The following is a 25,916-nucleotide window of genomic DNA, read 5'->3' as shown; positions in this document are numbered from 1 at the left end:
ACCTATGCTGGAAGCAACCCAACAAGAAAACACCCTTCAGGAAATGACCCTCGAAGAGACCCAGGACGTTCGTGGTTCCGGGTTCTTCACCGACTTCGGTCCGATCCTCGACAAAGCCGTCGACTGGATCTCCGAAGGCCTGAAAAAAGCCAGCTGATCCCGCTGCCAGGGCGTGCAGGAGCGAGCTTGCTCGCGATGAACTCAAGGGCGCCGCGTGGTTTCAGATGCCCCGCATTATCGTTGACGTCCATCGCCAGCAAGCTGGCTCCTACAAAGTGCTCAGTGTCCTCAAGGTTGTATTCCTTCATCGGCGCGAGCCCTGTCGCGTCGGTTGTCATGCACGAGTTCACCTATGCTTGAGTTGGGCAAGGTCGCGCCGCGAGCGGCGCTGGCACCCGTGGTCTTCGCCTGGTTCGTCTGCCTGTTTTTCGCCGGTGGCCTGGTCTTGCTGTTTATCGGCAACTACGCGAAGAAAGAAGATGTCCAGGGCCGGATCCTCACCCGCGATGTGGTCCGCATCACCAGTGAGCGCCCCGCCCATATCCGCGAAGTGCTGGTCGAGGCCGGCGCGTCGGTGAGCAAGGACCAGCCCTTGGTGCGGATCCGTACCCTGGAGCCGGAAAGCTTCAACGAAGGCAGCGACAAACCCCTTTCCGCCCAAAGCGCCGAGCGTCTGGGCAGCCTGCTGGACGATGCCGCCGGCGATGAAACCCAGGCCCGCTCGGCCCACGAAACCCAGCAAAAACTCCTGCAATTGCAGATCGGGCAGTTGCACAAGGATCTGCAACTCACCGCCACCATCAAGCGTTCGATCCAGCGCCGGGCCGCCATTGCCCAGGAAAACCGCCAGCGTCACGAGCGCCTGGCGGCCGAGGGCGCGGTGTCCGTGGCGGCGCTGAACGAGGCGATCGTCAAGCACGAGGCGGTGCTCCAGGATCTGGCCAATAACGACCTGGCCCAGGCCAGCGCGCAACAGCGGATCCTTGAGCTGGAGCAGCGCGGCAGTGAGGCCGATCACACCCTCGCCAGCCGCGTCAGTGACCTCGCCCGGCAACGTCACGACCTGCGCGAGCGCCTCGAGACCCTCAACAAAAGCCAGGAATATGTCCTGTTGTCGCCCGTCGAGGGGGTCGTCGATGCCGTCTCGGTATTTCCCGGTGCCCGGGCCCAGGGCGGCCAGCCGATGATGTTGCTACGCATCAGCCGGGCCCTGCACGAGGCGCCGGTGGTGATCCTCGATGTCAGTCCGGCAGCCATTGGTTTCGCCAGCGCCGGTACCGAGGTCATCGTGCGGGTCGATGCGTTTCCCTATGAGCGCTACGGCGTGATCAAGGGGCAGATCGTGCGCAGCACCGCCAGTACCTATCTCGAAGCCCCGCCCGGTGCCAGGACCGATAGCGAGGAACCGGGGCCGACCTATCGGGCCGAGGTGAAACTCGATTTTTCCGACCCGCGCACCAAGATCCGCCAGGACTGGCTCAAGGACGGTATGACCCTCAGCGGTTCGCTGCGCCTGGAACGCCTGAACCTGATGGAGTGGTTGTTCCTGCCGGTGCTCCGCGGGCTGGCGGGCAATCCCGACTATCTACCAGCGCGAGGTGCCTCGGCGCGGCCCGTGGGTGAGTCGGCATGAGCCGGCTCAAGCAATCGCTGCGCGAGGCCCTGGCCCGCTCGCGGCAGCTGTTCCAGCGCACGGTCCCGGTGATTCTCCAGGACGAAATGTCCGAATGCGGCATGGCCTCGATTGCCATGGTCGCCGGTTATCACGGCAAGGCCCTGACCTTGCGCGAGATGCGCCAGCGCTACCGGGTGGCGCGGGACGGCATGTCGTTGTTCCAGGTGATCAAGGTCAGCGAGGAGCTGGGCTTCAGCTGCCGCCCGCTACGCTTGCAGTTGCATGACGTGCGGCAACTGCGCACGCCGTCGATCCTGTTCTGGAACAACATGCACTTCGTCGTGCTGCAGTCGACCAACCGCCAGGGGCTGCATATCGTCGATCCGGCGGTGGGGCGGCGCTTCTATAGTTGGGAAGAGGCGCTGTCGATGTTCAGCGGCGCGGCGCTGGAAATGCTTCCGGGGCTGGGCTTTACCACCCAGGTCCAGCGGCGGATGCCCGGCACCTTCGGCCCGCTCGGCGTGCTGCGCAACAACACCTGGCTGCTGCGTTACCTGGTGCCCATGGGCCTGCTCTCGGTGGTTGGTTACTTCGGCGCCATCGCCGCGCCCAAGCTGTTTTCCCTGACCATCGATGAAGTGGTGGCGAAGAACGACGAGGATTTCCTGTTTCTGATCCTCTACGTCTTTGGCGGGATCTTTCTGTTCAAGAGCCTCGCCGCCTGGCTGCGCGCGCTCCTCGATATGCGCCTGCGCATCGCCCTGAGCCAGGACCTGTCCACCGGAGTTATCGCCTGGCTGCTGCGGCTGCCGGTGAGTTACTTCGAACGCCGCGCCCCCGGCGATATCCTGCGGCGGACCCAGGCCACCGACAAAGCCTTCGTGCAGTTCACCGCCGGCTGGATGGATATCGCCATCGACCTGGCCTTCGGCGTGGCGTTTCTCGCGCTGATGGCCTTGATCAACGCCAAGCTGGCGGCCTTGTCACTGCTGTTGTGCCTGCTGTTTTTCCTGTTTCGTGGCCTGACCCTGCCGGTGATGGAGAAGCACCACAAAACCTCGATCGAAGCCGAGACGGCGCGCAACGTGACCTTGCTCGGCACCCTGGGCAATGTCGAGTCGATGAAGCTCTACAACTACGAAGCGGCGAAGCTGGCGAACTGGAGCAACCAGCACACCGACACCGAAATGGCCCGCGCCGGCGTCCAGCGTTTGCAGGCGATGAACCAGGTGGTACATGAAGGGCTGTCCCACGGCCATTCGCTGCTGGTCAGCGCCCTCGGCGCGCTGGCCGTGCTCCATGGCGAGAACAGCGTCGGTGACCTGTTCGCCTTCGTCCTCTACAAGGACATGTTCATGGGCTGCGCGCTGAAGGTGGTCGACAGCTATATGAACCTGCGGCTGGTGAAGGTCGAGCTCAAGCGGGTCGAGGAAATCGTCGATGAGCCGGTCGAGCAGGTGGAGTCGAGCGTGTACAGCGCCGATCCTCTTGGCCAGCAGCCACCCTTGCGCTCGATCCAGATCGAGGGCGCGCGCTTTCGCTACAGTTCGTTCGACCGGCCAACCTTCGAGGACCTGAGTTTCAGCCTGGAAGGCCGGTGCCGGCGCATCGCGATATTCGGCCCTTCGGGTTGCGGCAAGAGCACCTTCCTGAAAGTGCTCGCCGGGTTCTATGCCCTGGACACGGGACGCTTCAGGATCAACGGCCTGGCGATGCGGCATTTCGGTTTGCGTCGCTACCGCCAGAGCGTGGCCTATGTCACCGCGCACGACGAGATCATCGCCGGTACGGTGATCGAGAATATCCTGATGGACAGCGACCCATTGGACGGCTTGCGTTTGCAGACCTGTGTCGAGCAGGCCGGACTGCTGGAAAGCGTCCTGAAACTGAGCAACGGCTTCAACACCTTGCTCGGCCCCATGGGCGTGCAATTGTCCTCGGGGCAGAAACAACGCTTGCTGATCGCCCGGGCGTTGTATCGGCGTCCGGAGTTGTTGTTGCTCGATGAACCGACCTCCCATCTGGACCCCGGTGCCCGCGATGTGATTATCGAGACCGTGCGCCACTTGCCGATGCTGTGTGTGATTGTGACCCACGACAAGGCCGTGGCCCAGGCCTGCGACACGGTACTGCTGATGCACCAGGGGCGTTTGCGGCCCTTGAGCGGCGCGGCGCGATGAATCCGTTTCGCCCGGGTTGGCCGATCCGCCGCTGGTTGTGGTGGATGCGTTGCAAGGCCGGGCTACGCGCGCGCCTGATCAAGGGGCTGGCCCTGATCTTTCGGCTGAAGTTTGCGCACCGTTGCTTGCCGTTGTTGCCGGCCTTCCTGCTGCGGTTGCCGGCCGTGTGGCGCGGCGCGGACTACAACACCTGCCGACAGAATCTCGAACTGTTCGGATTGGAACCTCGCGCCTGCCGGTCATTGGCCTGTCGCTACAGCGCCATCCAGTTGCAGTGTGCGATCTACCAGATGCTGTACCCGCGCAATCATCCCGAGCGACTGCGCGCCTGGATTCGCGCAATTACCTGGCATGACCCGGAGCAACATTGGCCGCGTACGCGGGTGCGCGCGACGATCATCGTGCTGGCCCACACGGGCGAGTACTGGATGGCGGTGGCCTGCATGATCGAGCGCTGCCCGGTCCCGAAGCGTTTCATCATCCCGATCTGGAACTTCAACGACCCCCTGACCCGGCGCTCCCTCAAGAGCCTGGAAGCCTTCGGTCACCGCGTGGATATTCTCGACAGCAACGCTCCAAAGACCGCGCTGGCGATTGCCCGGGCGCTCAAGCGCGGTGACCAGGTGCTCATCTTTGCCGACCTGCCGGTGAGCTTCGGTGGGGTGCGCTCCGGCGAGCCGGTGGACGGGCGCCTGTTCGGCCGCGCCGCGCAATTCGTCAAGGGCCCGATGTTCCTGGCAGCGAAAATGAAGTGCGATGTGCTGCTGGCGGGGCATCGTGCCCGGCTCGGTGGTTGCGGCGAACTGCATGTGATCCAGTGGATCGGCAGGACCGCGGCGGCGGATATGCAGGCGCAATGGGCGCGGGCGATGGAGTCGTTTATTGGCGCGGCCCCGGAGCACTGGTTCTACCTGGCGCGGCTGGAGGCCTTCTACCAGCGGCAAAAGGCTTCGGACGAGAAAGCTGCGGGGCTGCCAGGACTTCTGCAACGACGGGGGCTGGGATGAAGGCAGGCTACCCGGGGCTGGTGATGTTGCTGTTGGCGGGGTGTTCGTTCATTCCCGACTACCAGCAACCATCACCGAGCGTGGCTGAGCATTGGCGTGGAGCGGGGGGGCGGGGCGATGCCGGGTCGTTACCGGACTGGCGCGAGGTCTTTCTCGACCCCGAGCTGCAAGCGCTGATCGAGCTGGCGCGCGCGCATAACCGTGATCTGCAGGTTGCCGTCCTGCGTATCGATGAGGCGCGAGCGTTGCATGGGATTTCCGCTGCCGATCAATGGCCCGGCGGGGGTGTCGACGGCTCGGTGCAGCGGCAGAAAATTTCCGCAGCGGACTCGCCCACCCGCAAGGCGGTGATCCATGAGCAGGGGCAGTTCAGACTAGGGATCACGGCCTTTGAACTGGACCTCTGGGGCCGGGTCCGCGCGCTGAAGGCTGAAGCCGGGCAGCGTCTGGTCGCCCGTGAGGAAGATGCCCTGAGCGTGCAGATCAGCTTGGTCGGCGAGGTCGCGACGGCTTACTACGAACATCGTGGCTATCTTGAATTGCACCGGCAGAACCGCCAGTTGCTGGAACGGGCCGGTGAGTCGAAACGCCTGATCGGTCGCCGTCAGGAACTGGGGCTGGCGAGCGAGTTGGAGTTGCGCCAGGCCGATACGCTGGCCTTGACGCTGGAGGCCGAGATGGCCGACGCGGCCCGGCAACAGAGCTTGGCGCTGAACCGCCTGGAGCTGCTGGTGGGGGCGACGATTGACCCTGCGCGGCTTTCCTCCGGGGCCTGGGGCGAAGGGCCGCAGTTACCGGAGATTGCCCCGGGCCTGCCTTCCGAGTTGTTGGTGCGGCGCCCGGATATTCGCGCCGCCGAGGCGCGGCTCAAGGCCTTTAATGCCAATATCGGCGCGGCCCGGGCGGCCTTCCTGCCGAGTATTTCCCTGACCGGTTTCTTCGGCGTCAGCAGCCCGCAGTTGAGTGAGCTGTTCTCCGGGGAGGCCAAGGGCTGGTCCTTTACGCCCGCCGTAAGCTTGCCGCTGTTCGATATCGGCCGACGTTTCGTGCAACTCGAGCTGTCCAAGGTGCAGCGCGATATTGCTGTGGTCGAGTACCAGCGTTCGATCCAGCAGGCCTTTCGTGAAGTGGCTGACGCCCTGGCTTCGAACGAACCGCTCGATCGACAGTGCGACGCGCAGCAACGACTGGTGCGCAGCGAATCGCGCCGCGTCGAGTTGGCGCAATTGCTCTATCAGGATGGCTTGAACAGCTACCTCGAGGTGCTCGATGCCCAGCGTGGCCTGAGCACGGCGCAGCAAGCCCTGATCCGGACCCGCTTGTTGCAGGTGAGCAATCGTATATCGCTGTACAAGAGCCTGGGCGGTGGTTGGTCCTGAGTGGCGCCGCGTCTTTCAGAGGTGGGTGCACATTCGTACGCAAGGTCAGGAATCCTGGTCTGGTGACTGATCGCTGTGGCGAATTAAGGTGAGGACTCACATGGAAAGGAGTCTTTTATGCGTTATCTGAGAATGACCGCCCAGGATCGCAGCGGTAATGGTCGGGCCGATACCGTGTTGCTGCGCTTTTATGAAGAAGTGTCGGGTCAGCCCGACAAATTGGTGCTCAAGGCCGCGGCGGTGGATGTGAGCGCCGATGGGGTGACCGATTTGCAGTTCGGCGGCGACGTCAACCGTGATGGCAAGGACAACGCCAAGGATGAAAAGCTGATCCGGGCCTGTGCCAATAGTTTCCTGAAGCTTGGCTGGTTCAACCGGGGGAAAAGTTGGCAGCGTTATATCAAGGTGTTTGCCGAGAACTATCACCGTGACAAGTCACCGAATGTGGTGAGGCTGCATCTTCATGAGGGGACGGGGACGCCCAGAAACCAGACTCTGATCTATAAGGCTTCGGCCCATGATACCGACAATAATGGGACGTTGGACTCGGTGGTTTACTTCGATATCGACGGTGAGGGTATTGTCAGCCGGGCCGAAGAGGAGTGGATCAAATATATGGGTCGGACCTTTCTGAAGTTCAAGTGGTATAGCTGAAGGCTCGACTTCAGGTTTCAGCCAGGCGTTGCAGCAACAGATCAATCTGTTCCTGGCGTTCTGGCCGGTTCAACCGGGCCTGAGGGTTGAGCGATGACCACTGCGGGTGCGCCCGGGCCTTGTGCAAGGCCTCGGGCAACTTGCCTTCACGCCAGGTGGTATCCCTCGGCATGCCCATCTGGATGCTGTCCATCGCCGCGTGCCCACGGGCTTCCAATGCTTTCAGCAGTTGCCGTTGGCGCAGTGCGAGCAGGCGCAGGACGTTGTCGTCGACGGTCAGTTCCCGTTGACCTTTGAGTTTGCCCAGCAGGCGGCTGCCATAACTGCGCGCGGTTTGCAGGGCGCCGCCGGCGAGGGCACCGGCCAGGGCCGCCGCACCGAGGGTCAGGCCACCCACCAGCAGGTCGATACCGGCACCCGCCGCCGCTCCCGCGGCAATCCCGCCACCGACCTTCACACCCAGTTGCTTGAGGGTTTCCGGGTTGAACAGGTCGTCGCCCCAGCGCCCGTCCAGCAGCGGCAGATCGCCGGCAGCCGCATCGCCAGGCCGGAACCCGTAGAGCTTGAGCAAGGCCTCGACACAGCGTTGCTCCCGCCGGCGCACGGCCTGGCGCAATTCACCGATGGCTTGGGTTTGCGCGTCGGCTGCGCTGATCACGCTGCGCCGACAGGCCGCGCAGTCGATCAGCAGTTCGGCGATCAGGCGGTTGGCGCTTTGCCGCCGTGCCTGGCGTTGGGCCTCCAGGTCGAGGACCAGCCGTTCCAGCTGTGGACGTGCACCTTCCAGCAACAGCGCCAGACTTTCATACAGTCGCCGCTCACCGTCTTCCGGCGGGGCCACGCTGTCGAAGCGCACCAGGGCGTGCAGGCCCAGGCGGGCCAGGGCCTCACGCCACTGCGGCTCGCGTTGTTCGGCGCTGCTGACAAAGTTGAGCACCGGTAACAGCGGCTTGCCGCAACTGGCCAGGACGCTCAGTTCGTCGCGGTATTTGGCCAGCACCGGCTCGCGGGCGTCGATCACATAGAGCCCAGCGTCCGAGGCCAGCAACTGGCGCAACACCTTGGCCTCCTGTTCAAAGCGCTGGCGGGCTTCGCTGCCGTCGAGAAAACGGGCGACGCGATCCGGACCATCGAGACGTTCGCCAGGGCGATCCAGGCGTTCGAGGTAGTCGAGCAGGGCGATGGCGTCTTCCAGGCCTGGGGTATCGTAGAGTTCGAGCAGGGCTTCGCCATCCACCGACAGTCGCGCACCTTCCACATGTCGGGTGGTACTGGGGCGGTGGGAGACTTCGCCGAAGCCGACGTCCCGGGTCAGGGTGCGCAGCAGCGAGGTTTTGCCGACATTGGTGTGGCCGACCACGGCCAGTTTCAGGGCTTTAGTCATGGCCGCTCTCCAGCCAGTTCAGCGGAGCGCTGTCGGCGAAGGGCAGTTCCAGTTGTTGCAGGGCGCCGTGCCAGTCGCCGAGGCGATCGGCATCCAGGGCCTGGCCGGGTGGCGCCTGCAGCAGCCAGACCCGGGTCGCCCCGGCGCTGCGGGCCAGTTCGGCGATCAGCCCGAGGCTGCCACGGTCCGGCGAGCGCCGTGGGTCGCAGGCAATCGCCAGGCGCGCCGGCGGGAAGCGGGTCAATTGTTCGAGCAGTTTGTGCCGCGACTCGCGGCTGTCGAGGATGCCGGCGTCCCGCACGGTTTTCGGCAGGGTCGGCGGCCAGGGGCGCTGGTCGTCCAGCTCGATGGCCACCAGCAAGGCGCCTTCGCTCTCCAGGGCGGTGGCGCCGGCTTGGGTGTTGTGCTGCGCGTCGGGTGCCGCGTCGCTGACCCCCAGGCGCTCGCTGCTGGGCATCAGGCGTTCGCGCAGTTGCGCGTAGCCGGGCAGATTGAGGTCCAGGCTCAGGGCGCGGCTGCCATGGCGCCAGCGCCACAGGCAAAACCCGCCCAGCAGCAGGCGCGGCAACACGCCATAGACCACCAGCACCCCCACCAGCCAGGTGGCCCAGGCGTGCCGGGCGTTCTCCAGGTCCAACGCGGTATTGCCGCTGGCCCGGATCGTTTCGGGGTCGGGCAGGCTGAATCCGAGCAGGGCGGGCAGGGCACCGAGGGCCTGGGTCAGCGCGACGAAGGTGTCACCGCGCAGCAGGGTGGTTTCCCAGACAAAGCCGTAGCGCCGGGTCGACATCAACATCAACAACAGGACCAGCGCGCTGAGCATGGCCAGCAACCAGAGTCCATGAACCACCATGCCGATGGCCCAACGGTTGAGGCGCCGACGTTGCAGCATCAGCAGCAGGGCTGGTGCCAGTTGCGCGGCCTGGGCATCGCGGGCGAGCTTTTCGCTGAGCCACAGCCAGAGGCGGCCGAAGCTGGTCGCGTGTTCGCCAGCGAACGCCAGGCCCAAGGCCCAGCTCAGCAGCAACAGCAGGTTCAGCCCGAGCAGGCTGCCCAGGGCCCAGAACACATTGACCGGCGCCTGGCCGTTGCCCAGGGCGGCGAAAGCCATGCCGGCACCGCTGACTATCACCAGCAGCGCCAGGACCAGCAGTGCCAGGCGCGCGCCTTGCAACCAATGGTGCAAGGCCGTGAGCAGGCCGTCGCGTTCGGCCAGCCAGAGGGCGCGGTGCTGGATGCGGGTCGGCAGGTCGCCCCCCGCGGTGCGAGCGCGGCGATTGGCCTCAAGGTCTTCCAGCGGGCCTGCCTGTTCTTCGCGCAGGCGCACCGTCTCGGTCAGCCAGAGGCGGTGCAGGGGAGTCGGTTCAGTCACGCGGCGTCCTGGGCTCAAGTGAGCTGGAAGCATAACCGCTGTGGCGGGTAGCTGCATCCCGTTGTCCGTGCGGGAAAGCGGGCGTTAATTTTGTCGGCGTATGTCCGAGTCGGCCCATGGGCTCTGGTATCCTCGGCGGCATGAACAGAACTCTCCCTTTAAGCCTGATCGCGGCCCTCGGTGAAAACCGCGTGATCGGCGTCGACAACAGCATGCCCTGGCATTTGCCGGCGGATTTCAAATACTTCAAGGCCACGACCCTCGGCAAGCCGATCATCATGGGGCGCAAGACCTGGGACTCGCTGGGCCGGCCGTTGCCGGGCCGGTTGAACCTGGTGGTCAGTCGTCAGGCCGGTTTGCAGTTGGAGGGCGCGGAAGTTTTTCCGTCGCTGGAGGCGGCGCTGGTGCGTGCTGAACAGTGGGCGCTGGAGCAGGGCGCGAGCGAGTTGATGCTGATCGGCGGTGCGCAACTGTATACCCAGGGGCTGGAGCAGGCGGATCGGCTGTACCTGACCCGTGTGGCCTTGAGTCCGGAAGGCGATGCCTGGTTTCCGCAGATCGATGAAGGTCAGTGGACGTTGGTGTCGGATGAACCGCATCCGGCGGCTGAGGGTAAGCCGGCGTTCAGCTTCGAGGTGTGGGAAAAGCGTTAAACGCTGTTCCTAAGAGGTGTCGAGGCTGAGCACGGTCTTGAGTGCCTCTTCGCGGGCAAGCTCCGCTCCCACATTAGTTTTGAGTCGTACCCGAATCTTGTGTACGGCCGAGAACCTGTGGGAGCGGAGCTTGCCCGCGAAGTCGATCTATCAGGCGCCGCAGAACTCAAGCCTGCGCCAATTCCCCATGTTCCTCAGCCTCCAGCAAGGCCTTGTCAGTCTGCTGCATCACCTGGCTGGCAATCGCCCCGGCGGTGATCGAACCGCTGACGTTCAGTGCCGTGCGGCCCATGTCGATCAGTGGCTCCACGGAAATCAGCAACGCCACCAGCGAGACCGGCAAGCCCATCGCCGGTAGCACGATCAGCGCGGCAAATGTCGCCCCACCACCGACCCCGGCCACCCCGGCCGAACTCAAGGTCACAATGGCCACCAACGTCGCGATCCACAGCGGATCCAGCGGGTTGATCCCCACTGTCGGCGCAACCATCACCGCCAGCATCGCCGGATACAGCCCGGCACAACCGTTCTGGCCGATGGTCGCGCCGAACGATGCGGCAAAGCTGGCAATCGATTGTGGAATCCCCAGGCGGCGGGTCTGGGCTTCAATGCTCAGCGGAATGCTCGCTGCGCTGGAGCGACTGGTAAAGGCAAAGGTCAGCACCGGCCAGATCTTGCGGAAGAAGCGCAGCGGATTGATCCCGGCCAGCGACACCAGCAGCCCGTGGACCCCGAACATCAAGCCCAGGCCGATATACGACACCACCACGAAACTGCCCAGCTTGATGATGTCCTGCAGGTTGGAACCGGCGACCACCTTGGTCATCAACGCCAGCACGCCGTAGGGCGTGAGCTTCATCACCAGGCGCACCAGGCGCGTGACCCAGGCTTGCAGGGTGTCGATGGCATTCACCACCTTTTGACCCTTCTCGACATCATCCTTGAGCAGTTGCAGCGCGGCCACGCCCATGAACGCGGCAAAGATCACCACGCTGATGATCGAGGTCGGCTTGGCCCGGGCCAGGTCGGCGAAAGGATTCTGCGGAATGAACGAGAGCAGCAGCTGCGGCACATTCAGGTCGGCAACCTTGCCCGCGTAATCGCTCTGGATCACTTGCAGACGGGCCAATTCCTGGGTGCCGGCCACCAGGCCTTCGGCGCTGAGGCCGAACAGGTTGGTCAGGCCGATACCGATCAGCGCGGCAATGGCCGTGGTGAACAGCAGTGTGCCGATGGTCAGGAAGCTGATCTTGCCCAGGGACGTGGCGTTGTGCAGGCGGGCCACGGCGCTGAGGATCGAGGCGAACACCAGCGGGATCACGATCATCTGCAGCAATTGCACGTAGCCGTTGCCAATCAGGTCGAACCAGCCGATGGAAGCCTTGAGCACCGGGTTACCGGCACCGTAGATACTGTGCAGGGCGACCCCGAAGAGCACCCCCAGGACCAGGGCGAGCAGGACTTTTTTCGCCAGGCTGAAGGTGCTGCGGCGGGTTTGGGCCAGCCCCAGCAGCAGGGCGAGGAATACCAGCAGGTTGAGAATCAGCGGCAGATTCATTGAAGCTCCAGAAAACGATAGGTGCCAATTACCCTAGTCGGCAATTGCCAGCCGGCAAGCCTAACAGCTTGATATATATGGATTTAATAACGATATCGAATGTCGACTGGAGTTTTTGGAATAAGCCGTTGGCGCTTGGGCGCCTGTAGGTCAACTGCAAGGACCGGTACATGACCGCGCTCAACGGCATGATGAAGAACCATACCGACGCCCAGGCGAAAGAAGGCCTGGCGGTGACGGCGGGCAAGCACTGGGTGATCGTCAAGCCTGAAGACATTCAGTAAGGCGCAGCACGGATCATTAGCGAGCTGAAGCTTTGCTCTTCGGGTGAGAGTGCCGGAATTAGATATAAAGTTTTAATTTTTGTGGGCGTTAATTTATAGAGTGCATTTTTACCGCTTCGCTAGAATCCTGGTCGTGCGGTTATTTTTCAGTCGATTGATAAACTGATTGGTGGGCGAACCGCACTGTCGAATTTTATATTTGGGAGTGGTGATGGGCGCTTTTGCAAGGTATGCGAAAAATTTTGAAGGGACTTGTGGCAAGCTCAAACAAGGCGATTATATAAATCATCATGATCTACGCAGTAAAGACGGTGTTTGCTACGCCTTGTGCCTGACCTATCTGGCCATGCGCCGAAACGGCGTCGAGTTTCGTAGCGCCAAGGAGGAAGCGGCCACCTGGATCTACGCCGACAAGTTACAGGCGATCATCAATAGCCCGGATAATACACCAGGTCTTTTTCCGCAGGTTCCCCGGCGGGTTGAGCTGGCGGCCCTGCAGACCGGTTGGCGAGTCTCGGGATATAACGCCGGCGTTGCACCCTTTGTACAAATCACCGGTTACATGATGAATACCCCCGGGGCCTTTATTCTGGTTGCGGGCAAACATGCGTGCGCGGTGTTCAAGGAGGCGGATCAGAAAATGCGTTTTTTTGATCCGAATTTCGGGCAAGCGACCTTTGCCTCGGCAAAAAACCTTTGCTTGTTTATCAGCGCTTTTTTTCAGGATCAAAAAATTCAGAAAGCTTACGGCATCAACTTCATGGACCCGATCGTGGCCATTCGACTGCAGTGAAGTTGATCGTTTTCTGAAAGAGAGACGCAATAAAAAGCCCGGCACTGTAGCCGGGCTTTTTATCGTACGAACCTTCTTAAGGTACCAGCTTGTCCAGCATCGCCTTGTCGCGTACCGCGCCCTTGTCGGCGCTGGTGGCGAGCAATGCGTAAGCCTTCAAGGCCGTGGTCACCTTGCGGGGACGCACTTCCACCGGCTTCCAGCCTTTCTTGTCCTGCTCGGCGCGACGTGCCGCCAGTACTTCATCACTGACCAACAGGTTGATCGAGCGATTCGGAATGTCGATCAGCACCTTGTCACCGTCCTGGACCAGGCCGATCGCGCCACCTGCTGCGGCTTCCGGAGAAGCATGGCCGATGGACAGGCCCGAGGTGCCGCCGGAGAAACGTCCGTCGGTCAGCAGGGCGCAGGCTTTGCCCAGACCCTTGGACTTCAGATAGGACGTCGGGTAGAGCATTTCCTGCATGCCCGGACCGCCTTTCGGACCTTCGTAACGGATGATCACGATGTCGCCAGCCTGCACTTCGTCGGCGAGGATGCCGCGTACGGCGCTGTCCTGGCTTTCGAAGATCTTCGCGTTGCCTTCGAACACGTGGATCGATTCGTCGACACCGGCGGTTTTCACCACGCAACCGTCCAGGGCGATGTTGCCGTACAGCACGGCCAGGCCGCCTTCTTTCGAATAGGCATGCTCGACACTGCGGATGCAGCCGTTTTCACGGTCGTCGTCGAGGGTTTCCCAACGGGTCGACTGGCTGAACGCGGTCTGGGTCGGGATACCGGCGGGACCGGCCTTGAAGAAGGTGTGCACCGCTTCATCGTTGGTCTGGGTGATGTCCCACTTGGCGATACCCTCGGCCAGGGTCTTGCTGTGCACGGTCGGCAGGTCGGTGTGCAGCAGGCCGCCACGGGCCAGTTCGCCGAGGATGCTGAAGATCCCGCCGGCGCGGTGCACGTCTTCCATGTGGTACTTCTGGATATTCGGCGCGACCTTGCACAGTTGCGGCACGTGACGGGACAGGCGGTCGATGTGGTGCAGGTCGAAATCGATCTCGGCTTCCTGGGCGGCGGCCAGCAGGTGCAGGATGGTGTTGGTGGACCCGCCCATGGCGATGTCCAGGGTCATGGCGTTTTCGAACGCCTTGATATTGGCGATATTGCGCGGCAGCACCGAGTCATCGTTGTCGCCGTAGTAACGCTGGCACAGCTCGACGATGGTGCGACCGGCCTGGAGGAACAGTTGCTCGCGGTCGGAGTGGGTTGCCAGCGCCGAACCGTTGCCCGGCAGGGCCAGGCCCAGGGCTTCGGTGAGGCAGTTCATCGAGTTGGCGGTGAACATGCCGGAGCACGAACCGCAGGTCGGGCAGGCGCTGCGCTCGTACTCGGCAACCTTCTCGTCAGAGGCGCTGGAGTCGGCGGCGATGACCATGGCATCGACCAGGTCGAGGCCGTGGGCGGCCAGTTTGGTCTTGCCGGCTTCCATCGGGCCGCCGGAGACGAAGATCACCGGGATGTTCAGGCGCAGGGCGGCCATCAGCATGCCGGGGGTGATCTTGTCGCAGTTGGAGATGCAGACGATGGCGTCGGCGCAGTGGGCATTGACCATGTATTCGACGGAGTCGGCGATGATCTCGCGGCTCGGCAGCGAATAGAGCATGCCGTCGTGGCCCATGGCGATGCCGTCATCCACGGCGATGGTGTTGAATTCCTTGGCCACGCCACCGGCACGTTCGATTTCACGGGCGACCAGTTGGCCCATGTCCTTGAGGTGGACGTGGCCGGGAACGAACTGGGTGAAGGAGTTGGCGACGGCGATGATCGGTTTCTTGAAGTCGGCGTCTTTCATCCCCGTGGCGCGCCAGAGGGCGCGGGCACCGGCCATGTTGCGGCCGTGGGTGGATGTTTTCGAGCGGTAATCAGGCATGGAGCGCTCCGGGCGGCTAATCAGGTACACAAAGGGAAGTGAGCTTCTATGGGCCTCTGGCGCACACCGAAAATAGCCGGGTGCCCGAAAGCTGCCGTTGGCCTCGCGGGATCGCCGCGCGCCTGGGCCTGAGCTCATAAACCCGCCGGGGGATGACTGGCGATGAATAGGCTGATTCTACACGGGTCGTGGGCGGAAGGAATGGCGGCAGCGTTGTGTCGGGGCTGACGAAGTGTGTGGCGTGACGACTGGCGGTTTTCCAGGCAGGCACACTCCCTGTAGGCGCGAGCTGGGGCCGGCTAAAGGCGGGGCCTTAGCGGTTAGGCAACAACCGGCAAGTAATGCTCTTGATATAGCGCGTTTCCGGGATCGCCGGGTGTACCGGATGGTCCGGGCCCTGGCTGCCGCGTTCCAGTAGCTGGAAATGGGCGCAGTTGCTGAGGCTGGGATTATGGAGTGCGAAGGATGACGACTGGGATCGTGTCACTCGAAAACCGGTCGCTGGTTACGTCGCTGGATTAGTGTGTTCAGGCCAAGTCCGGTCGTGCTCAGTAGCAGAAAGGACAAGGCGAGTGTCGCTTCGAGTGCCACTGGGCTGAGATTGACTAACGCACTGATCAGTCCGCCGCAAAGGAAAATCAATGTGTTACCTGCAGAGGCACTTGCGCCAGCTTGATCCGGGAAACTCTCCATGGCTTTTGAGGTTGCAGCTGGACGAGTGATAGTTGTACCCGCAGTGCAAACGACCATCGGTATCAATACCGTCATCGTCGACAGGCCGAGGCGATTTGACAGGTAAAATAGCATCATTCCAGCGCAAAAAATAAAGCATAGACCCACTGTTATTTGAGTGTTGGAAGTTATTCTGGTACTGAGAAACCCCGCGACGGCGCCGCCTATGATATAGGCCGCGCCGTAGAGCACCAACGTTAGTGAGAACTCGTACTCGGAGAGGTGCAGGCGCTCCATGAATATCAATGGTGAAATAACGATAAACGAAAAATGGCAGGTGAAAACCAGCGCAGCGATCAGCCAATAGCCAAGGAATTTCATATCTGTGCAGATGTGCTGATAGGCCTGGAAGATTGAACGAGAGGGGCGTTTTTCTACTGTTGTGTCCTCTAGGAGCAGGTAGGCTTTGATGAATACCAGCGCCGCGACTATGGCGAATATATAGAAACTGCCCGACCAATCCAGCCACTTCTGCAATGCGGCACCGGCCAAGGGCGATAGTGATATGAAAACACCGCTGGCAGTAACGATGAGAATGCGTAGTCGATCTCGCTCTTTGCCTTCGAATAGATCTTGGACGAGGGCCTGTGATAGTACAAAGCAACCGCATCCGAGTGCTTGGATCAGACGAAATAGTAGAAACAGATGATATTCGTCAACTAGCGGGCACCCCAGCGCCCCCAGCATGGATATCGCCATGCCGGTAAGAAGGAGCCCTTTTCGACCTATTCTATCTGATAACGGACCAATGAACAGTTGAGATATAGATATACCGATGGCGAACAGACTGATGGACAGGGCAATGTCGGCAGGGGAGCGATTGAAATGAGAGGATAGCGAAGGAAAGGACGGGAGCAGTACATCAATTGGAAATACCCCTAGCAGTACCATGGATAGCAAGAGTGCAATCGCCGAGATTTTTTTGTTTTTCTTTATGGCTGTATTTAGCTCAGTCATCGATCAGGCCCGCCTCCTTGAAATGAAGCTTGTTATGTTTATTGTCGAAAACACCGGCCCTTTTCATGGCCATGAAAGTGGGAGCAGCGCTGATTCTCATACGCTGAGCCGCCGCAGATTTATTCAGGAGTGGTCGAATGATGGTGTCGGCCTGAAAAGCAGAGAAACCTGTGCTGCACAGACTCTCCCTCAACCACGGGTGATCGACTTCTGAAAAAATAAGAACGATGTCTTTTAGTAGTTTTGCTGCAAGTAGTTGCTGGTCAATCTCGAGGCTGCGCCAAAAATAGTAAAAAACGTCTGCAAAAAATCGACTGTGTCTAGCTTCATCTTCCAGATGCTGTCGTAGAACCTGGTATACGCTAGAGATTATCGTGTGGCAGGTGATGTTGAGTAGCTCTTTGGCAATAATTGTCTCCGACACAAAGCCAGTCAAGAACCATGCCAGTGGTTTGTGCTCTGCATCAGTTCTGTCGATAAAATCAAATAGCAGGGTGATTCGTAGTGGCTTAAGATGTCGGTGAGGAACATCGTAATATTCTGCCACCTGTTTGGCCATTTCATAAGAAAAAAGTGCATGATAACCCTCGTCAGTGTAGAGCTGTAAGGCGGCGGACTTCATTTCTTCGGGTATGTCGCCTGACAATTCTCCATGGATGATGGTTTCTACCGAGGGATTGACGATTTTGTGTTCTAGTACGGTTGTATAGTCGAGAAAATGAATCAAGTGATTGGCTGTGAGTTTTTGTTTGACTTTTTTATCTGTGCCTGTGATCAGCGGGTGTTGTAGGTAAGGCATAAAAGTTGGAGGGAACCAGTATTTGCTTTCCAGCTCAAACTCCAGTTCCTGCTTGGGAGGGAGAAGGCAATTATCTTTTTTATTTCTTACACTGGCTTTGTTATTCCAGTCTCCCAAGGTAAAGCAGGGAGAGTCGCCCAAGACGTCGGAGGCCGATGGCGTCATTCTTGAACACTCCGTTCTTTGATCAGCGCGCGGAGTGCTTCGCACTGGGCTTCTGCATCACCCTTTCCACATCCTACAAAAAATAAGACTTGTTCAGGATTATTTTCCAGTCCTAGCAAATCCTCGATTTGTTCATCAGCCATAGCGCCAGTCAACCAGGTTTTTAGTCTGAGTGCAGTGGCGACCAATTGGAACGTTTGGGCGATGTGACCCGTTTCGACGTAGGCCATCCGATAGGCTCGCGAATGCTCATACTTCCACCACAATTTGTCAAAACGACAGGTGAGAAAAACACCGAAAGGCAACGTGTTGATAAAATGCTGACCCGCGAGGAACAGACCCAGAGGTTTAGCTGGTAACGGACGTGTGAAGCTCAATGCGTGATGATCTGGATGATAGCGATAAATACCAGGATCTATCCCTTTGATCCGACGAGCATAGATAAAACCGTCGCATGCGTTCAATCCACCCCCTGAGGGGCTGCTTCGCCGTGATCGTAACCTCTCTGGAATGGATTCATCGATACCCTCATCGCGCTCTTTCAGATAGCCGAGTGAGAGATAGAGCAAGGTGCTGGCGTGGCTTAGGGATATTTCATCGTCGGCGAATGATCGACAGGTTTTTCTGCTGATCAGGCTTTGAATCAGCGACATCTCCAATAATTCTGTCGACAAATGAGGTGGCAGGGGGATCAGATGGGGGGGTGGGACTTTCTCTGAGAGGAAGTCTGGTGACGGATTTTTTAGGATTTCATTACAATGCTCCAGATAGTGAGTTGACCATTCTTCAATATCTTGGGGTTCATATTTGCAAGGAATGTCCTTTGTGCCGATATGGAATATCTTCGATAGCTCGTCCCATTTCCAAGTGGGGGTGGTCTGTTTTGATTTGCTGATTATTCCAGAGGCGAGAAACTCTGCGTCCATCGACGAATTCGCATCAAATGAATCCGGGTTGTCTATAAGTTCGGATAAGCGTTTTGCATAATGGATATTTAGCTCGTGTTGCGTATGTGTTTTGTAGTTCCATACGATCTGGTTTGGTGGGCGAGCAATAATAAATAGATTTGAGTTTATATGCATGGTATGCCACCTTCTTGAGGAATACTAGAACGCTAGCAGGAGGGAATCGGATTGCTGGCACTTCCCGATCCCTCACTGTTATTAACGCTACTTGGTCGTTACCAGGCAGTTAAGGTTGGCGATTTTTTTGCATTCAAGATTGATTGTTTTCATGGTTATTACTCCATTCTGCTTTTGAGTTGGATAGTTGATGCTTCCGGGGTTAGTCATTTTTGAAATGACTGTTCTCAATAGTAGTTTGGTTGTGGTTGTTGGCAAGGGAAAGCCAAGTGGGAAATTTCCAGGAATTTTGTAAGAGGTGTCTTTGGGGTGTAGGAGGCTTTGTATGTGTTTGTTGTTGGTGCAAGTCGCGTCTATATGTTATTGGGGTGTGATTGAACTGGACGTGTTTGTAATGAAAGAGGATAAGTCGGATATTTAACGAGTCCTGTGGCGCGGAGCGGGGCTGCTCCGCGCTACGGTAAAATCAGCTGTTAGGCAACAACCGGCAAGTAATGCTCTTGATATAACGGGTTTCCGGGATCGCCGGGTGCACCGGATGGTCCGGGCCCTGGCCGCCGCGTTCCAGCAGCTGGATATTGCGATCCAGGTGACGGGCGCTGGTCAGCAGGATGTTCTGCAGGTCATCTTCCGGCAAATGCATCGAGCACGAGGCGCTGACCAGGATGCCGTCCTTGCTCAGCAGGCGCATGGCCTGTTCGTTCAGGCGGCGGTAGGCGCCTTCGCCGTTCTTCAGGTCTTTCTTGCGTTTGATGAAGGCGGGCGGATCGGCCACGATCACGTCGAAACGCTCTTCGGAGGCCTTCAGTTCCTTCAGGGCTTCGAACACGTCGCCTTCGATGCAGGTCATCTTCTCGGCAAAACCGTTCAATGCCGCGTTACGTTCGACACCGTCCAGGGCAAAGGACGAGGCATCGACGCAGAACACTTCGCTGGCGCCGAACGCCGCCGCCTGCACGCCCCAGCCGCCGATATAGCTGAACAGGTCCAGCACCCGCTTGCCCTTGGCGTAGGGCGCCAGGCGCGCACGGTTCATGCGGTGGTCGTAGAACCAGCCGGTTTTCTGGCCTTCCATCACCGGCGCTTCGAATTTCACGCCGTTCTCTTCCAGGGCAACCCACTCCGGCACCAGGCCGAACACGGTCTCTACATAACGCTCCAGGCCTTCGGCATCGCGGGCCGCGGAGTCGTTCTTGAACAGGATGCCGCTCGGTTTGAGGACCTGGACCAGCGCCGCGATCACTTCATCCTTGTGCTGCTCCATGGCCGCCGAGGCGAGCTGGACCACCAGGATATCGCCGAAACGATCCACCACCAGCCCCGGCAGCAGGTCGGAATCGCCGTAGACCAGGCGATAGAAAGGTTTGTCGAACAGCCGCTCGCGCAGCGACAGGGCTACGTTGAGGCGGTGCACCAGCAGCGACTTGTCCAGTGGCAGCTTGATGTCGCGCGACAGCAGGCGGGCGCAGATCAGGTTGTTCGGGCTCATGGCAACGATGCCCAACGGCTTGCCGCCGGCGGCTTCCAGCACGGCCTGGTCACCGGCCTTGAAGCCATGGAGGGGGGTGGCCGCCACGTCGATTTCGTTGCTGTAGACCCACAGGTGACCGTTGCGCAGGCGTCGGTCGGCGTTGGCTTTGAGGCGTAGGCTAGGCAGGGACATGACGTCGCTCCGGGGAAAAAAGAGCGGAATTATAGCGGGAGTTCGGCCTCCACGGCGTGCGATGTTTCATGTAAGCGATTGTGCACTCGGCCCATGTCGTACAAGTTTTCCGCTAGAATCGCTCACTCGTCCGGAGTGTGTACCCATGTCCCAAGAACTGTCAGCCGAACAGATCCAGCAGGCCCTGCAAGGCATCAGCGTGCCGCCTCAACCGCAAATCATGGTGGATTTGCAGATGGAGCAGTACATGCCCGACCCGGACCTGGAGGTGATTGCCCGCTTGATCAGTCAGGACCCTGGCCTCTCCGGCGCGTTGCTGAAAGTCGTCAACTCGCCTTATTACGGCCTGTCGAACAAGATTGCTTCGATCCAGCGCGCGGTGAATCTGCTGGGCAGCCGGTCGATCATCAACCTGATCAACGCGCAGTCGATCAAGGGTGAGATGGCCGACGAAACCATCGTGACCCTCAATCGGTTCTGGGACACCGCCCAGGACGTGGCTATGACCAGCCTGACCCTGGCCAAGCGTACCGGCGGACAAGCGGTCGATGAATCCTATGCCCTGGGGCTGTTCCACGATTGTGGCATTCCGCTGATGATCAAGCGTTTCCCCAACTATATGAGCGTGCTCGAGCGGGCCTACGCCAATGCCAGCGCGGAGCAGCGGGTGGTGGACACGGAAAACGCCGAGTTCAACACCAACCATGCGGTGGTTGGCTATTACACGGCCAAATCCTGGCGCCTGCCGGAGCATGTGACCAACGCCATCGCCAATCATCACAACGCCCTGGCGATCTTCAGCGACGAGTCGACCCGCAACAGCCAGTTGAAGAACCTGCTGGCGATCCTGAAAATGGCCGAACATATCTGTGCGTCCCATCGGGTGCTCGGCAACACGGCCGAAGACCACGAATGGAACGCCATCGGCCCTCTGGTGCTCGATTATGTCGGCCTGTCCGACTATGACTTCGAAAACCTCCGGGAAAACATCCGCGAGCTCGGCGCTCACTAAGCGTCCGAGTGCCGTCGTCGAGCCCGTTATCGCCTGACCTGGGGCCGCCATGCCTGAATTACCTGAAGTCGAAACCACCCGGCGCGGTATCGCGCCCCATCTGGAAGGCCAGCGGGTCAGCCGGGTGATCGTGCGCGACCGTCGGTTGCGCTGGCCGATCCCGGAAGACCTCGATGTGCGCCTGTCCGGCCAGCGCATCGTGCTGGTGGAGCGGCGAGCCAAGTACCTGTTGATCAATGCCGAGGTCGGGACCCTGATCAGTCACCTGGGCATGTCGGGCAACCTGCGCCTGGTGGAAGCCGGCTTGCCGGCGGCCAAGCATGAGCATGTGGATATCGAGCTGGAGTCCGGACTGGCCATGCGCTACACCGACCCACGGCGTTTCGGCGCGATGCTCTGGAGCCTGGACCCGCTCAATCACGAATTGCTCGCGCGCCTGGGGCCGGAACCGCTGACCGAGCTGTTCGACGGTGAGCGGTTGTTCCAGCTGTCGCGCAAGCGTTCCATGGCGGTAAAGCCGTTCATCATGGATAACGCGGTGGTGGTGGGGGTCGGCAATATCTATGCGACCGAGGCCTTGTTCGCCGCCGGCATTGACCCGCGCCGCGAGGCCGGGAGCATCTCGCGGGGGCGTTACCTGGTGCTGGCGATCGAAATCAAGCGGATCCTGGCGGCGGCCATCGAACGGGGTGGCACGACCTTGCGCGACTTTATCGGTGGCGACGGCCAGCCCGGCTACTTCCAGCAGGAACTGTTCGTCTACGGGCGTGGCGGCGAGCACTGCAAGGTCTGTGGCACGGTCTTGCGCGAGATTCGTCTGGGCCAACGGGCCAGCGTGTACTGCCCGCGTTGCCAGAGCTGACCTGACAAGCGTGCGGACGCTGTTATAGTTAAGACTTTGCCATCCATTGCTTTGTTGAAGGATAGTGCCATGAACCCGTTTCGCACCCTGGCCCTGGTTGTGGCCCTGAGTTTTGGCCTGCAGGCGTTGCCGGTTCTGGCGGACGATGGCAGCAGCGGCGACCCGACCTACACGATCCAGAATCCACCGGCCTACGCGATGATCGCCGACCTGATCATCGCCCGTCCCTTGCTGGTGGGCGCGACCCTGGTGGGCACGGCGGTGTTCGTGGTGTCGTTGCCGTTTACCGCGTTCGGCGGCGTCGACGGCATGGGCAAGGCCGGCAAGTCACTGGTGCTCGCCCCCGGGAAAGCGGCCTTTGCCCGTTGCCTGGGTTGCACGGCGGAAGGTTTTGACGGCGACCAGTAGGTTGGCTTGGCGTCTATAACGCCCAGTACCACCTTAGGTGGCTGCGGCGCCAATGATGGCCCTTTCGCGGGCAAGCTCCGCTCCCACAGGGCTCAGGCGAACCGGATCTTTCGCGGCGGTCCGGCGTCCCGGCAAGCTCCGCTCCCACAATATTTGAGTCAAGCCTGGATATTGTGTACGGCACAAAACCTGTGGGAGCGGAGCTTGCCCGCGAAAAGGGCCTTGGATTCGCTACAACGCTCAAGCCTTACCGGTGATCTTCCGGTATTTGACCATCAACTCGGCTTCGGTTTCCGGATGGGCTTCGTCCAGTGGGATGCAATCCACTGGGCAGACTTGCTGGCATTGCGGCTCGTCGTAGTGGCCGACGCACTGAGTGCACAGGTTCGGGTCGATCACGTAGATCTCTTCGCCTTGGGAAATGGCGGCGTTCGGGCACTCGGGTTCGCAGACGTCGCAGTTGATGCAATCGTCGGTGATGATCAGGGACATGGGCACTCCGGCCCGGACGGCAGGCCCGGGCGACATGAAAACTAATGCGTCAATTGTGCCGCATTGGCGCGCGCAGTGCACGCGCGCCCGTCGAGGCGACCGCAATAGCCTGCCTCGACAGCGCCTGCGCCGGGCGTTATTTCTTGAAGCGCAGGGTCAGTGCGTCGGCCACCGCTGGGTGGACGAACTTGGTGATATCGCCGCCCAACGCCGCAATTTCCCGGACCAATGTCGAGGAAATGAACGAATAACGTTCCGACGGTGTCAAGAACAGGCTTTCGACGTCCGGGGCCAATTGACGGTTCATGTTCGCCAGCTGGAACTCGTATTCGAAGTCCGACACGGCGCGCAGGCCGCGCAGGAAGACGTTGGCATTCTGTTCCTTGGCGAAATGCGCCAGCAGGGTAGAAAAGCCCACCACTTCCACGTTGGGCAGGTGTCGAGTGACCTCACGGGCCAATTCCACACGTTGTTCCAACGGAAACAGCGGGTTTTTCTTCGGGCTGGCAGCCACGGCAATGATTACGTGGTCGAACAGGCGCGCGGCGCGCTCGACCAAGTCGCCATGACCCTTGGTAATCGGGTCGAAGGTACCTGGGTACAACACTCGGTTCATCGCGTCGTCCTGGCGGGTATCCGTTTGCGGGAGTCGGATGGTATCGCAGCCTTTCCGGTGGGCCAAGTCAGGATACCGGGAAGAAAGCACTATAGACGCGGCGAATAGTCCTCTTTTTTACGGGTTTTTCAAGCGCTCCGCGAGGGCCGTCGCCAACTGCGCGGTCAGACCATAGACTGAAAGCTGTGGGTTGGCGCCTATGCTGGTAGGGAACAGTGAGCCGTCGTGAATCGACAGATTGCGCAGTTGATGGTGGCGGCCGAGGCTGTCGGCGACCGCGCTTTTCGCGTCCTCGCCCATGGCGCAACCGCCCATGACATGGGCGCTGCCCAGGCGGGTGCGGTACAGCTCCAGGCTCAGTTCGTCGATCAGATCCCGGGCCTTGGCCAGGCTATTCACGTAGTCGGCATCGGCGTGCAGTGGCAGTACCGACTTGGCGCCCGCCGCGAACTGGATCTCGGCCATGCTGTGGTACGCCCGGCGCAAGCCGTCCCAGGCATAGGCGGACACCGGGTAGTCGAGCACCGGCGTGCCGTCGCCGCGCAGTTCCACGCTACCGCCGGGGCTGTCCGGATGAAATCCGTCGCGCATCAGCGCCAGCATCATGTGGGTGTGCGGCAGTTGTTCCATGCGCAGGGCGTTTTGCGCGCCGAAGCCACCCAGCAGGGTGCTGGCCAGTGCCGGTTGCAGTGGCGGTACCTCGAGTTTGTAGGACATCGGCCCGGTGACGCCGGCATTCCACTGGAAGTGATCGGAATAGATTGACTGTGGGGCGCCGTAAAATGGATTGATCACCTCGGAAAATTGCCCGGCGGAGAAATTCACCAGGTGCAGGAAGGTGCGTTTGCCCAGTTGGCCGCCGGGATCGGGTGCCTTGGAGCGCAGCAGCAGTCCCGGGCTGTTGATGCCGCCGCCCGCCAGCACGTAATGCCGCGCCTTGACCCGGATGGTTCGGCCATTGGGGGCCACGCAACGCTCGTCCATTGCCACGCAGAGCAGGCCGGTGACCTGGTCGCCTTCGATCTGCAAGCGTTCGGCCCGGGCCAGATAGAGCAGCTCGCCACCTTTTTCCAGGGTCGCCGGAATGGTGGTGACCAGCATCGACTGCTTGGCATTGGTCGGGCAGCCCATGCCGCAGTAGCCCAGGTTCCAGCAGCCGCGGACGTTGCGCGGAATGACTTTCCAGCTGTAGCCGAGGGCTTCGCAGCCATTGCGGATCACGTCGTTGTTGGCATTGGGCGGCATAATCCAGGGGGCGACGCCGAGGCGCTGTTCCATTTTCTCGAACCAGGGCGCCATCTCGGCGCTGCCGTGGCCCTTGACGTTGTGCTCCTTGGCCCAGTGTTCGAGGGTCTGGTCCGGCGTGCGAAAGCTCGAGGTCCAGTTGATCAGCGTGGTACCGCCAACCGCGCGGCCCTGGAGAATGGTGATGGCGCCGTCCTTGCTCATGCGGCCGATGCCTTCCTGGTAGAGGCTGGTATAGGCCTGGTCTTCGAGCATTTTGAAGTCGCTGCTGGTTTTCAGCGGGCCTTCCTCGATCAGTAAAACCTTGTAGCCGGCGGCGCTAAGGATTTCGGCGGTGGTGCCGCCGCCCGCGCCGCTGCCGATAATGGCGACATCGGCCTCCAGCGTCAGGTCCTGCTCCAGGCGAGCGCCGTTATAGGTTTTCCAGCCTCGGGCCAGGCCTTCGCGAAACAGATCGGGTACGGGCATGTGCAGCCTCTTTTATTGTTGTTTTGTCAGGTTCGCCCGCTCCCACAAGAGCCGGATCTCTACAGGGGCTAGACTTTCGGCGGTCCGGGATAACCGCAGTGGGCCCAGGCTTCGGCGCGGTTGTACCAGGCCATCATCACCAGTTGCAGCAGTGATGCGTGGCCCATGCGCAGCAGGCTCAGGTAGCTGTTTTCCCAGCGCTCGAGAAAGGCGTGGATCTGCGCGTCACTGGCATTTTCCCAGCGGCCCCAGATACCGGTCAGTGGCCCACGGGTGATACCCATGCCGAGGACGTCGAATAGTTGTCGGGTCAGCTTGAGCATTTCCGGCGACAGGTGGGCGAGGCTGTAGTCCAGGCTCGCCAGGGTCTGGTCGATGGCGCCGGGCATTTTCTCGGCAGCGACGGCGCCTTCGAGCATCACCGGGATCAGCGCCTGCAGAAACGGCAGGTCGTTGGCTTGTAGCACGGCAAAACCGCTGGCCGGATGGCCGGCCGAGCAGCCGCTGAGGCTGGCGGCGAGCCCGGCGGTGCTGAGGAAGGCGCCGGCACAGAGGCCGACTTTCAGCACGCCACGACGGCTCAGTACGGGGGATGCGGGCAGGCTTGGCATT

23 protein-coding genes and 2 pseudogenes are annotated in these 25,916 nt (G+C 60.6%); 12 read left to right on the top strand and 13 right to left on the bottom strand.

Annotation, left to right across the window (positions count from 1 at the left end; genetic code table 11):
* Nucleotides 1-4 precede the first annotated feature (4 nt).
* From AC07T0_RS04045 to AC07T0_RS04020, 6 genes are all read left to right on the top strand, one after another.
* On the top strand, nucleotides 5-157 hold the full coding sequence (locus AC07T0_RS04045; RefSeq protein WP_191489403.1) for a hypothetical protein: 153 nt from the start codon (nucleotides 5-7) through the stop codon (nucleotides 155-157).
* 195 nt (nucleotides 158-352) lie between these two features.
* Nucleotides 353-1,633 carry an HlyD family secretion protein gene (locus AC07T0_RS04040; protein WP_494999970.1) on the top strand — a complete coding sequence of 427 codons (1,281 nt, stop codon included), beginning with the start codon at nucleotides 353-355 and terminating at the stop codon, nucleotides 1,631-1,633.
* Nucleotides 1,630-3,795, top strand: coding sequence for a peptidase domain-containing ABC transporter (locus tag AC07T0_RS04035; protein WP_494999969.1), 2,166 nt, complete (start codon nucleotides 1,630-1,632; stop codon nucleotides 3,793-3,795). Before AC07T0_RS04040 ends, AC07T0_RS04035 begins: the two co-directional genes overlap by 4 nt.
* Nucleotides 3,792-4,802, top strand: coding sequence for a lysophospholipid acyltransferase family protein (locus AC07T0_RS04030; RefSeq protein WP_494999968.1), 1,011 nt, complete (start codon nucleotides 3,792-3,794; stop codon nucleotides 4,800-4,802). Before AC07T0_RS04035 ends, AC07T0_RS04030 begins: the two co-directional genes overlap by 4 nt.
* Nucleotides 4,799-6,181, top strand: coding sequence for an efflux transporter outer membrane subunit (locus tag AC07T0_RS04025; protein ID WP_494999967.1), 1,383 nt, complete (start codon nucleotides 4,799-4,801; stop codon nucleotides 6,179-6,181). Before AC07T0_RS04030 ends, AC07T0_RS04025 begins: the two co-directional genes overlap by 4 nt.
* 117 nt (nucleotides 6,182-6,298) lie before the next feature.
* On the top strand, nucleotides 6,299-6,835 hold the full coding sequence (locus AC07T0_RS04020) for a hypothetical protein (RefSeq protein ID WP_494999966.1): 537 nt from the start codon (nucleotides 6,299-6,301) through the stop codon (nucleotides 6,833-6,835).
* Between the two features lie 10 nt (nucleotides 6,836-6,845).
* Here the strand turns inward: AC07T0_RS04020 and AC07T0_RS04015 are convergent, their stop codons facing one another.
* The gene (locus tag AC07T0_RS04015) at nucleotides 6,846-8,219 is read right to left on the bottom strand and encodes a DUF3482 domain-containing protein (protein WP_494999965.1); all 1,374 of its coding nucleotides are present in this window, start codon (nucleotides 8,217-8,219) and stop codon (nucleotides 6,846-6,848) included.
* Complete coding sequence (locus AC07T0_RS04010) at nucleotides 8,212-9,591, bottom strand: DUF2868 domain-containing protein (RefSeq protein ID WP_494999964.1); 1,380 nt, start codon at nucleotides 9,589-9,591, stop codon at nucleotides 8,212-8,214. The genes AC07T0_RS04015 and AC07T0_RS04010 overlap by 8 nt, the downstream gene beginning before the upstream one ends.
* A gap of 140 nt (nucleotides 9,592-9,731) precedes the next feature.
* Between AC07T0_RS04010 and AC07T0_RS04005 the strand changes: the two genes are divergently transcribed.
* Complete coding sequence (locus tag AC07T0_RS04005; protein WP_494999963.1) at nucleotides 9,732-10,244, top strand: dihydrofolate reductase; 513 nt, start codon at nucleotides 9,732-9,734, stop codon at nucleotides 10,242-10,244.
* Between the two features lie 166 nt (nucleotides 10,245-10,410).
* Here the strand turns inward: AC07T0_RS04005 and AC07T0_RS04000 are convergent, their stop codons facing one another.
* Entirely contained in the window at nucleotides 10,411-11,802 is a 1,392-nt protein-coding gene (locus AC07T0_RS04000) for an L-cystine transporter (RefSeq protein WP_494999962.1), read from the bottom strand.
* A 149-nt stretch (nucleotides 11,803-11,951) separates the two neighbouring features.
* Between AC07T0_RS04000 and AC07T0_RS03995 the strand changes: the two are divergent.
* Nucleotides 11,952-12,086: pseudogene (locus tag AC07T0_RS03995) on the top strand (haloacid dehalogenase-like hydrolase); the annotation flags it as partial.
* A gap of 211 nt (nucleotides 12,087-12,297) precedes the next feature.
* Complete coding sequence (locus tag AC07T0_RS03990) at nucleotides 12,298-12,879, top strand: YopT-type cysteine protease domain-containing protein (RefSeq protein WP_494999961.1); 582 nt, start codon at nucleotides 12,298-12,300, stop codon at nucleotides 12,877-12,879.
* A gap of 76 nt (nucleotides 12,880-12,955) precedes the next feature.
* Here the strand turns inward: AC07T0_RS03990 and ilvD are convergent, their stop codons facing one another.
* The 6 genes and pseudogenes from ilvD to AC07T0_RS03960 form a co-directional block, all read right to left on the bottom strand.
* Nucleotides 12,956-14,803, bottom strand: a complete 1,848-nt coding sequence (ilvD, locus tag AC07T0_RS03985) for a dihydroxy-acid dehydratase (RefSeq protein ID WP_494999960.1) — start codon at nucleotides 14,801-14,803, stop codon at nucleotides 12,956-12,958.
* 313 nt (nucleotides 14,804-15,116) lie between these two features.
* A pseudogene (locus AC07T0_RS03980) lies at nucleotides 15,117-15,230 on the bottom strand (RlmI/RlmK family 23S rRNA methyltransferase); the annotation flags it as partial.
* A gap of 56 nt (nucleotides 15,231-15,286) precedes the next feature.
* Complete coding sequence (locus AC07T0_RS03975; protein WP_494999959.1) at nucleotides 15,287-16,492, bottom strand: multidrug effflux MFS transporter; 1,206 nt, start codon at nucleotides 16,490-16,492, stop codon at nucleotides 15,287-15,289.
* Nucleotides 16,485-17,456 carry a diiron oxygenase gene (locus tag AC07T0_RS03970; protein ID WP_494999958.1) on the bottom strand — a complete coding sequence of 324 codons (972 nt, stop codon included), beginning with the start codon at nucleotides 17,454-17,456 and terminating at the stop codon, nucleotides 16,485-16,487. The genes AC07T0_RS03975 and AC07T0_RS03970 overlap by 8 nt, the downstream gene beginning before the upstream one ends.
* A complete protein-coding gene (locus tag AC07T0_RS03965; protein WP_494999957.1) occupies nucleotides 17,453-18,538 on the bottom strand; it encodes a SagB family peptide dehydrogenase in 1,086 nt (361 codons plus the stop codon). Before AC07T0_RS03965 ends, AC07T0_RS03970 begins: the two co-directional genes overlap by 4 nt.
* 466 nt (nucleotides 18,539-19,004) lie before the next feature.
* Nucleotides 19,005-20,201 (bottom strand): class I SAM-dependent rRNA methyltransferase, encoded by a 1,197-nt coding sequence (locus AC07T0_RS03960; RefSeq protein ID WP_494999956.1) that lies wholly within the window; start codon nucleotides 20,199-20,201, stop codon nucleotides 19,005-19,007.
* Nucleotides 20,202-20,400: 199 nt separating this feature from the next.
* Between AC07T0_RS03960 and AC07T0_RS03955 the strand changes: the two genes are divergently transcribed.
* The 3 genes from AC07T0_RS03955 (at nucleotide 20,401) to AC07T0_RS03945 (ending at nucleotide 22,483) form a co-directional block, all read left to right on the top strand.
* A complete protein-coding gene (locus tag AC07T0_RS03955) occupies nucleotides 20,401-21,213 on the top strand; it encodes an HDOD domain-containing protein (protein ID WP_495000286.1) in 813 nt (270 codons plus the stop codon).
* A 49-nt stretch (nucleotides 21,214-21,262) separates the two neighbouring features.
* Nucleotides 21,263-22,075 carry a bifunctional DNA-formamidopyrimidine glycosylase/DNA-(apurinic or apyrimidinic site) lyase gene (gene mutM, locus AC07T0_RS03950; protein WP_494999955.1) on the top strand — a complete coding sequence of 271 codons (813 nt, stop codon included), beginning with the start codon at nucleotides 21,263-21,265 and terminating at the stop codon, nucleotides 22,073-22,075.
* A 69-nt stretch (nucleotides 22,076-22,144) separates the two neighbouring features.
* Nucleotides 22,145-22,483 (top strand): multidrug transporter, encoded by a 339-nt coding sequence (locus AC07T0_RS03945; protein ID WP_494999954.1) that lies wholly within the window; start codon nucleotides 22,145-22,147, stop codon nucleotides 22,481-22,483.
* A 240-nt stretch (nucleotides 22,484-22,723) separates the two neighbouring features.
* Here AC07T0_RS03945 and AC07T0_RS03940 read toward each other — a convergent pair whose 3' ends face one another.
* The 4 genes from AC07T0_RS03940 to AC07T0_RS03925 form a co-directional block, all read right to left on the bottom strand.
* Nucleotides 22,724-22,975, bottom strand: a complete 252-nt coding sequence (locus tag AC07T0_RS03940; protein ID WP_191489419.1) for a YfhL family 4Fe-4S dicluster ferredoxin — start codon at nucleotides 22,973-22,975, stop codon at nucleotides 22,724-22,726.
* Nucleotides 22,976-23,111: 136 nt separating this feature from the next.
* The gene (gene coaD, locus AC07T0_RS03935) at nucleotides 23,112-23,591 is read right to left on the bottom strand and encodes a pantetheine-phosphate adenylyltransferase (protein WP_248795101.1); all 480 of its coding nucleotides are present in this window, start codon (nucleotides 23,589-23,591) and stop codon (nucleotides 23,112-23,114) included.
* A gap of 117 nt (nucleotides 23,592-23,708) precedes the next feature.
* Nucleotides 23,709-25,304 (bottom strand): GMC family oxidoreductase, encoded by a 1,596-nt coding sequence (locus AC07T0_RS03930; RefSeq protein ID WP_494999953.1) that lies wholly within the window; start codon nucleotides 25,302-25,304, stop codon nucleotides 23,709-23,711.
* 68 nt (nucleotides 25,305-25,372) lie between these two features.
* Nucleotides 25,373-25,915 carry a twin-arginine translocation pathway signal protein gene (locus tag AC07T0_RS03925; protein ID WP_494999952.1) on the bottom strand — a complete coding sequence of 181 codons (543 nt, stop codon included), beginning with the start codon at nucleotides 25,913-25,915 and terminating at the stop codon, nucleotides 25,373-25,375.
* Between the last annotated feature and the right edge of the window lies 1 nt (nucleotide 25,916).

The organism is Pseudomonas sp. GW821-FHT04D07 (assembly GCF_059420225.1).
Note: the sequence above shows the minus strand (reverse complement) of the source record. Positions and strands in the feature narration are given on the sequence as shown.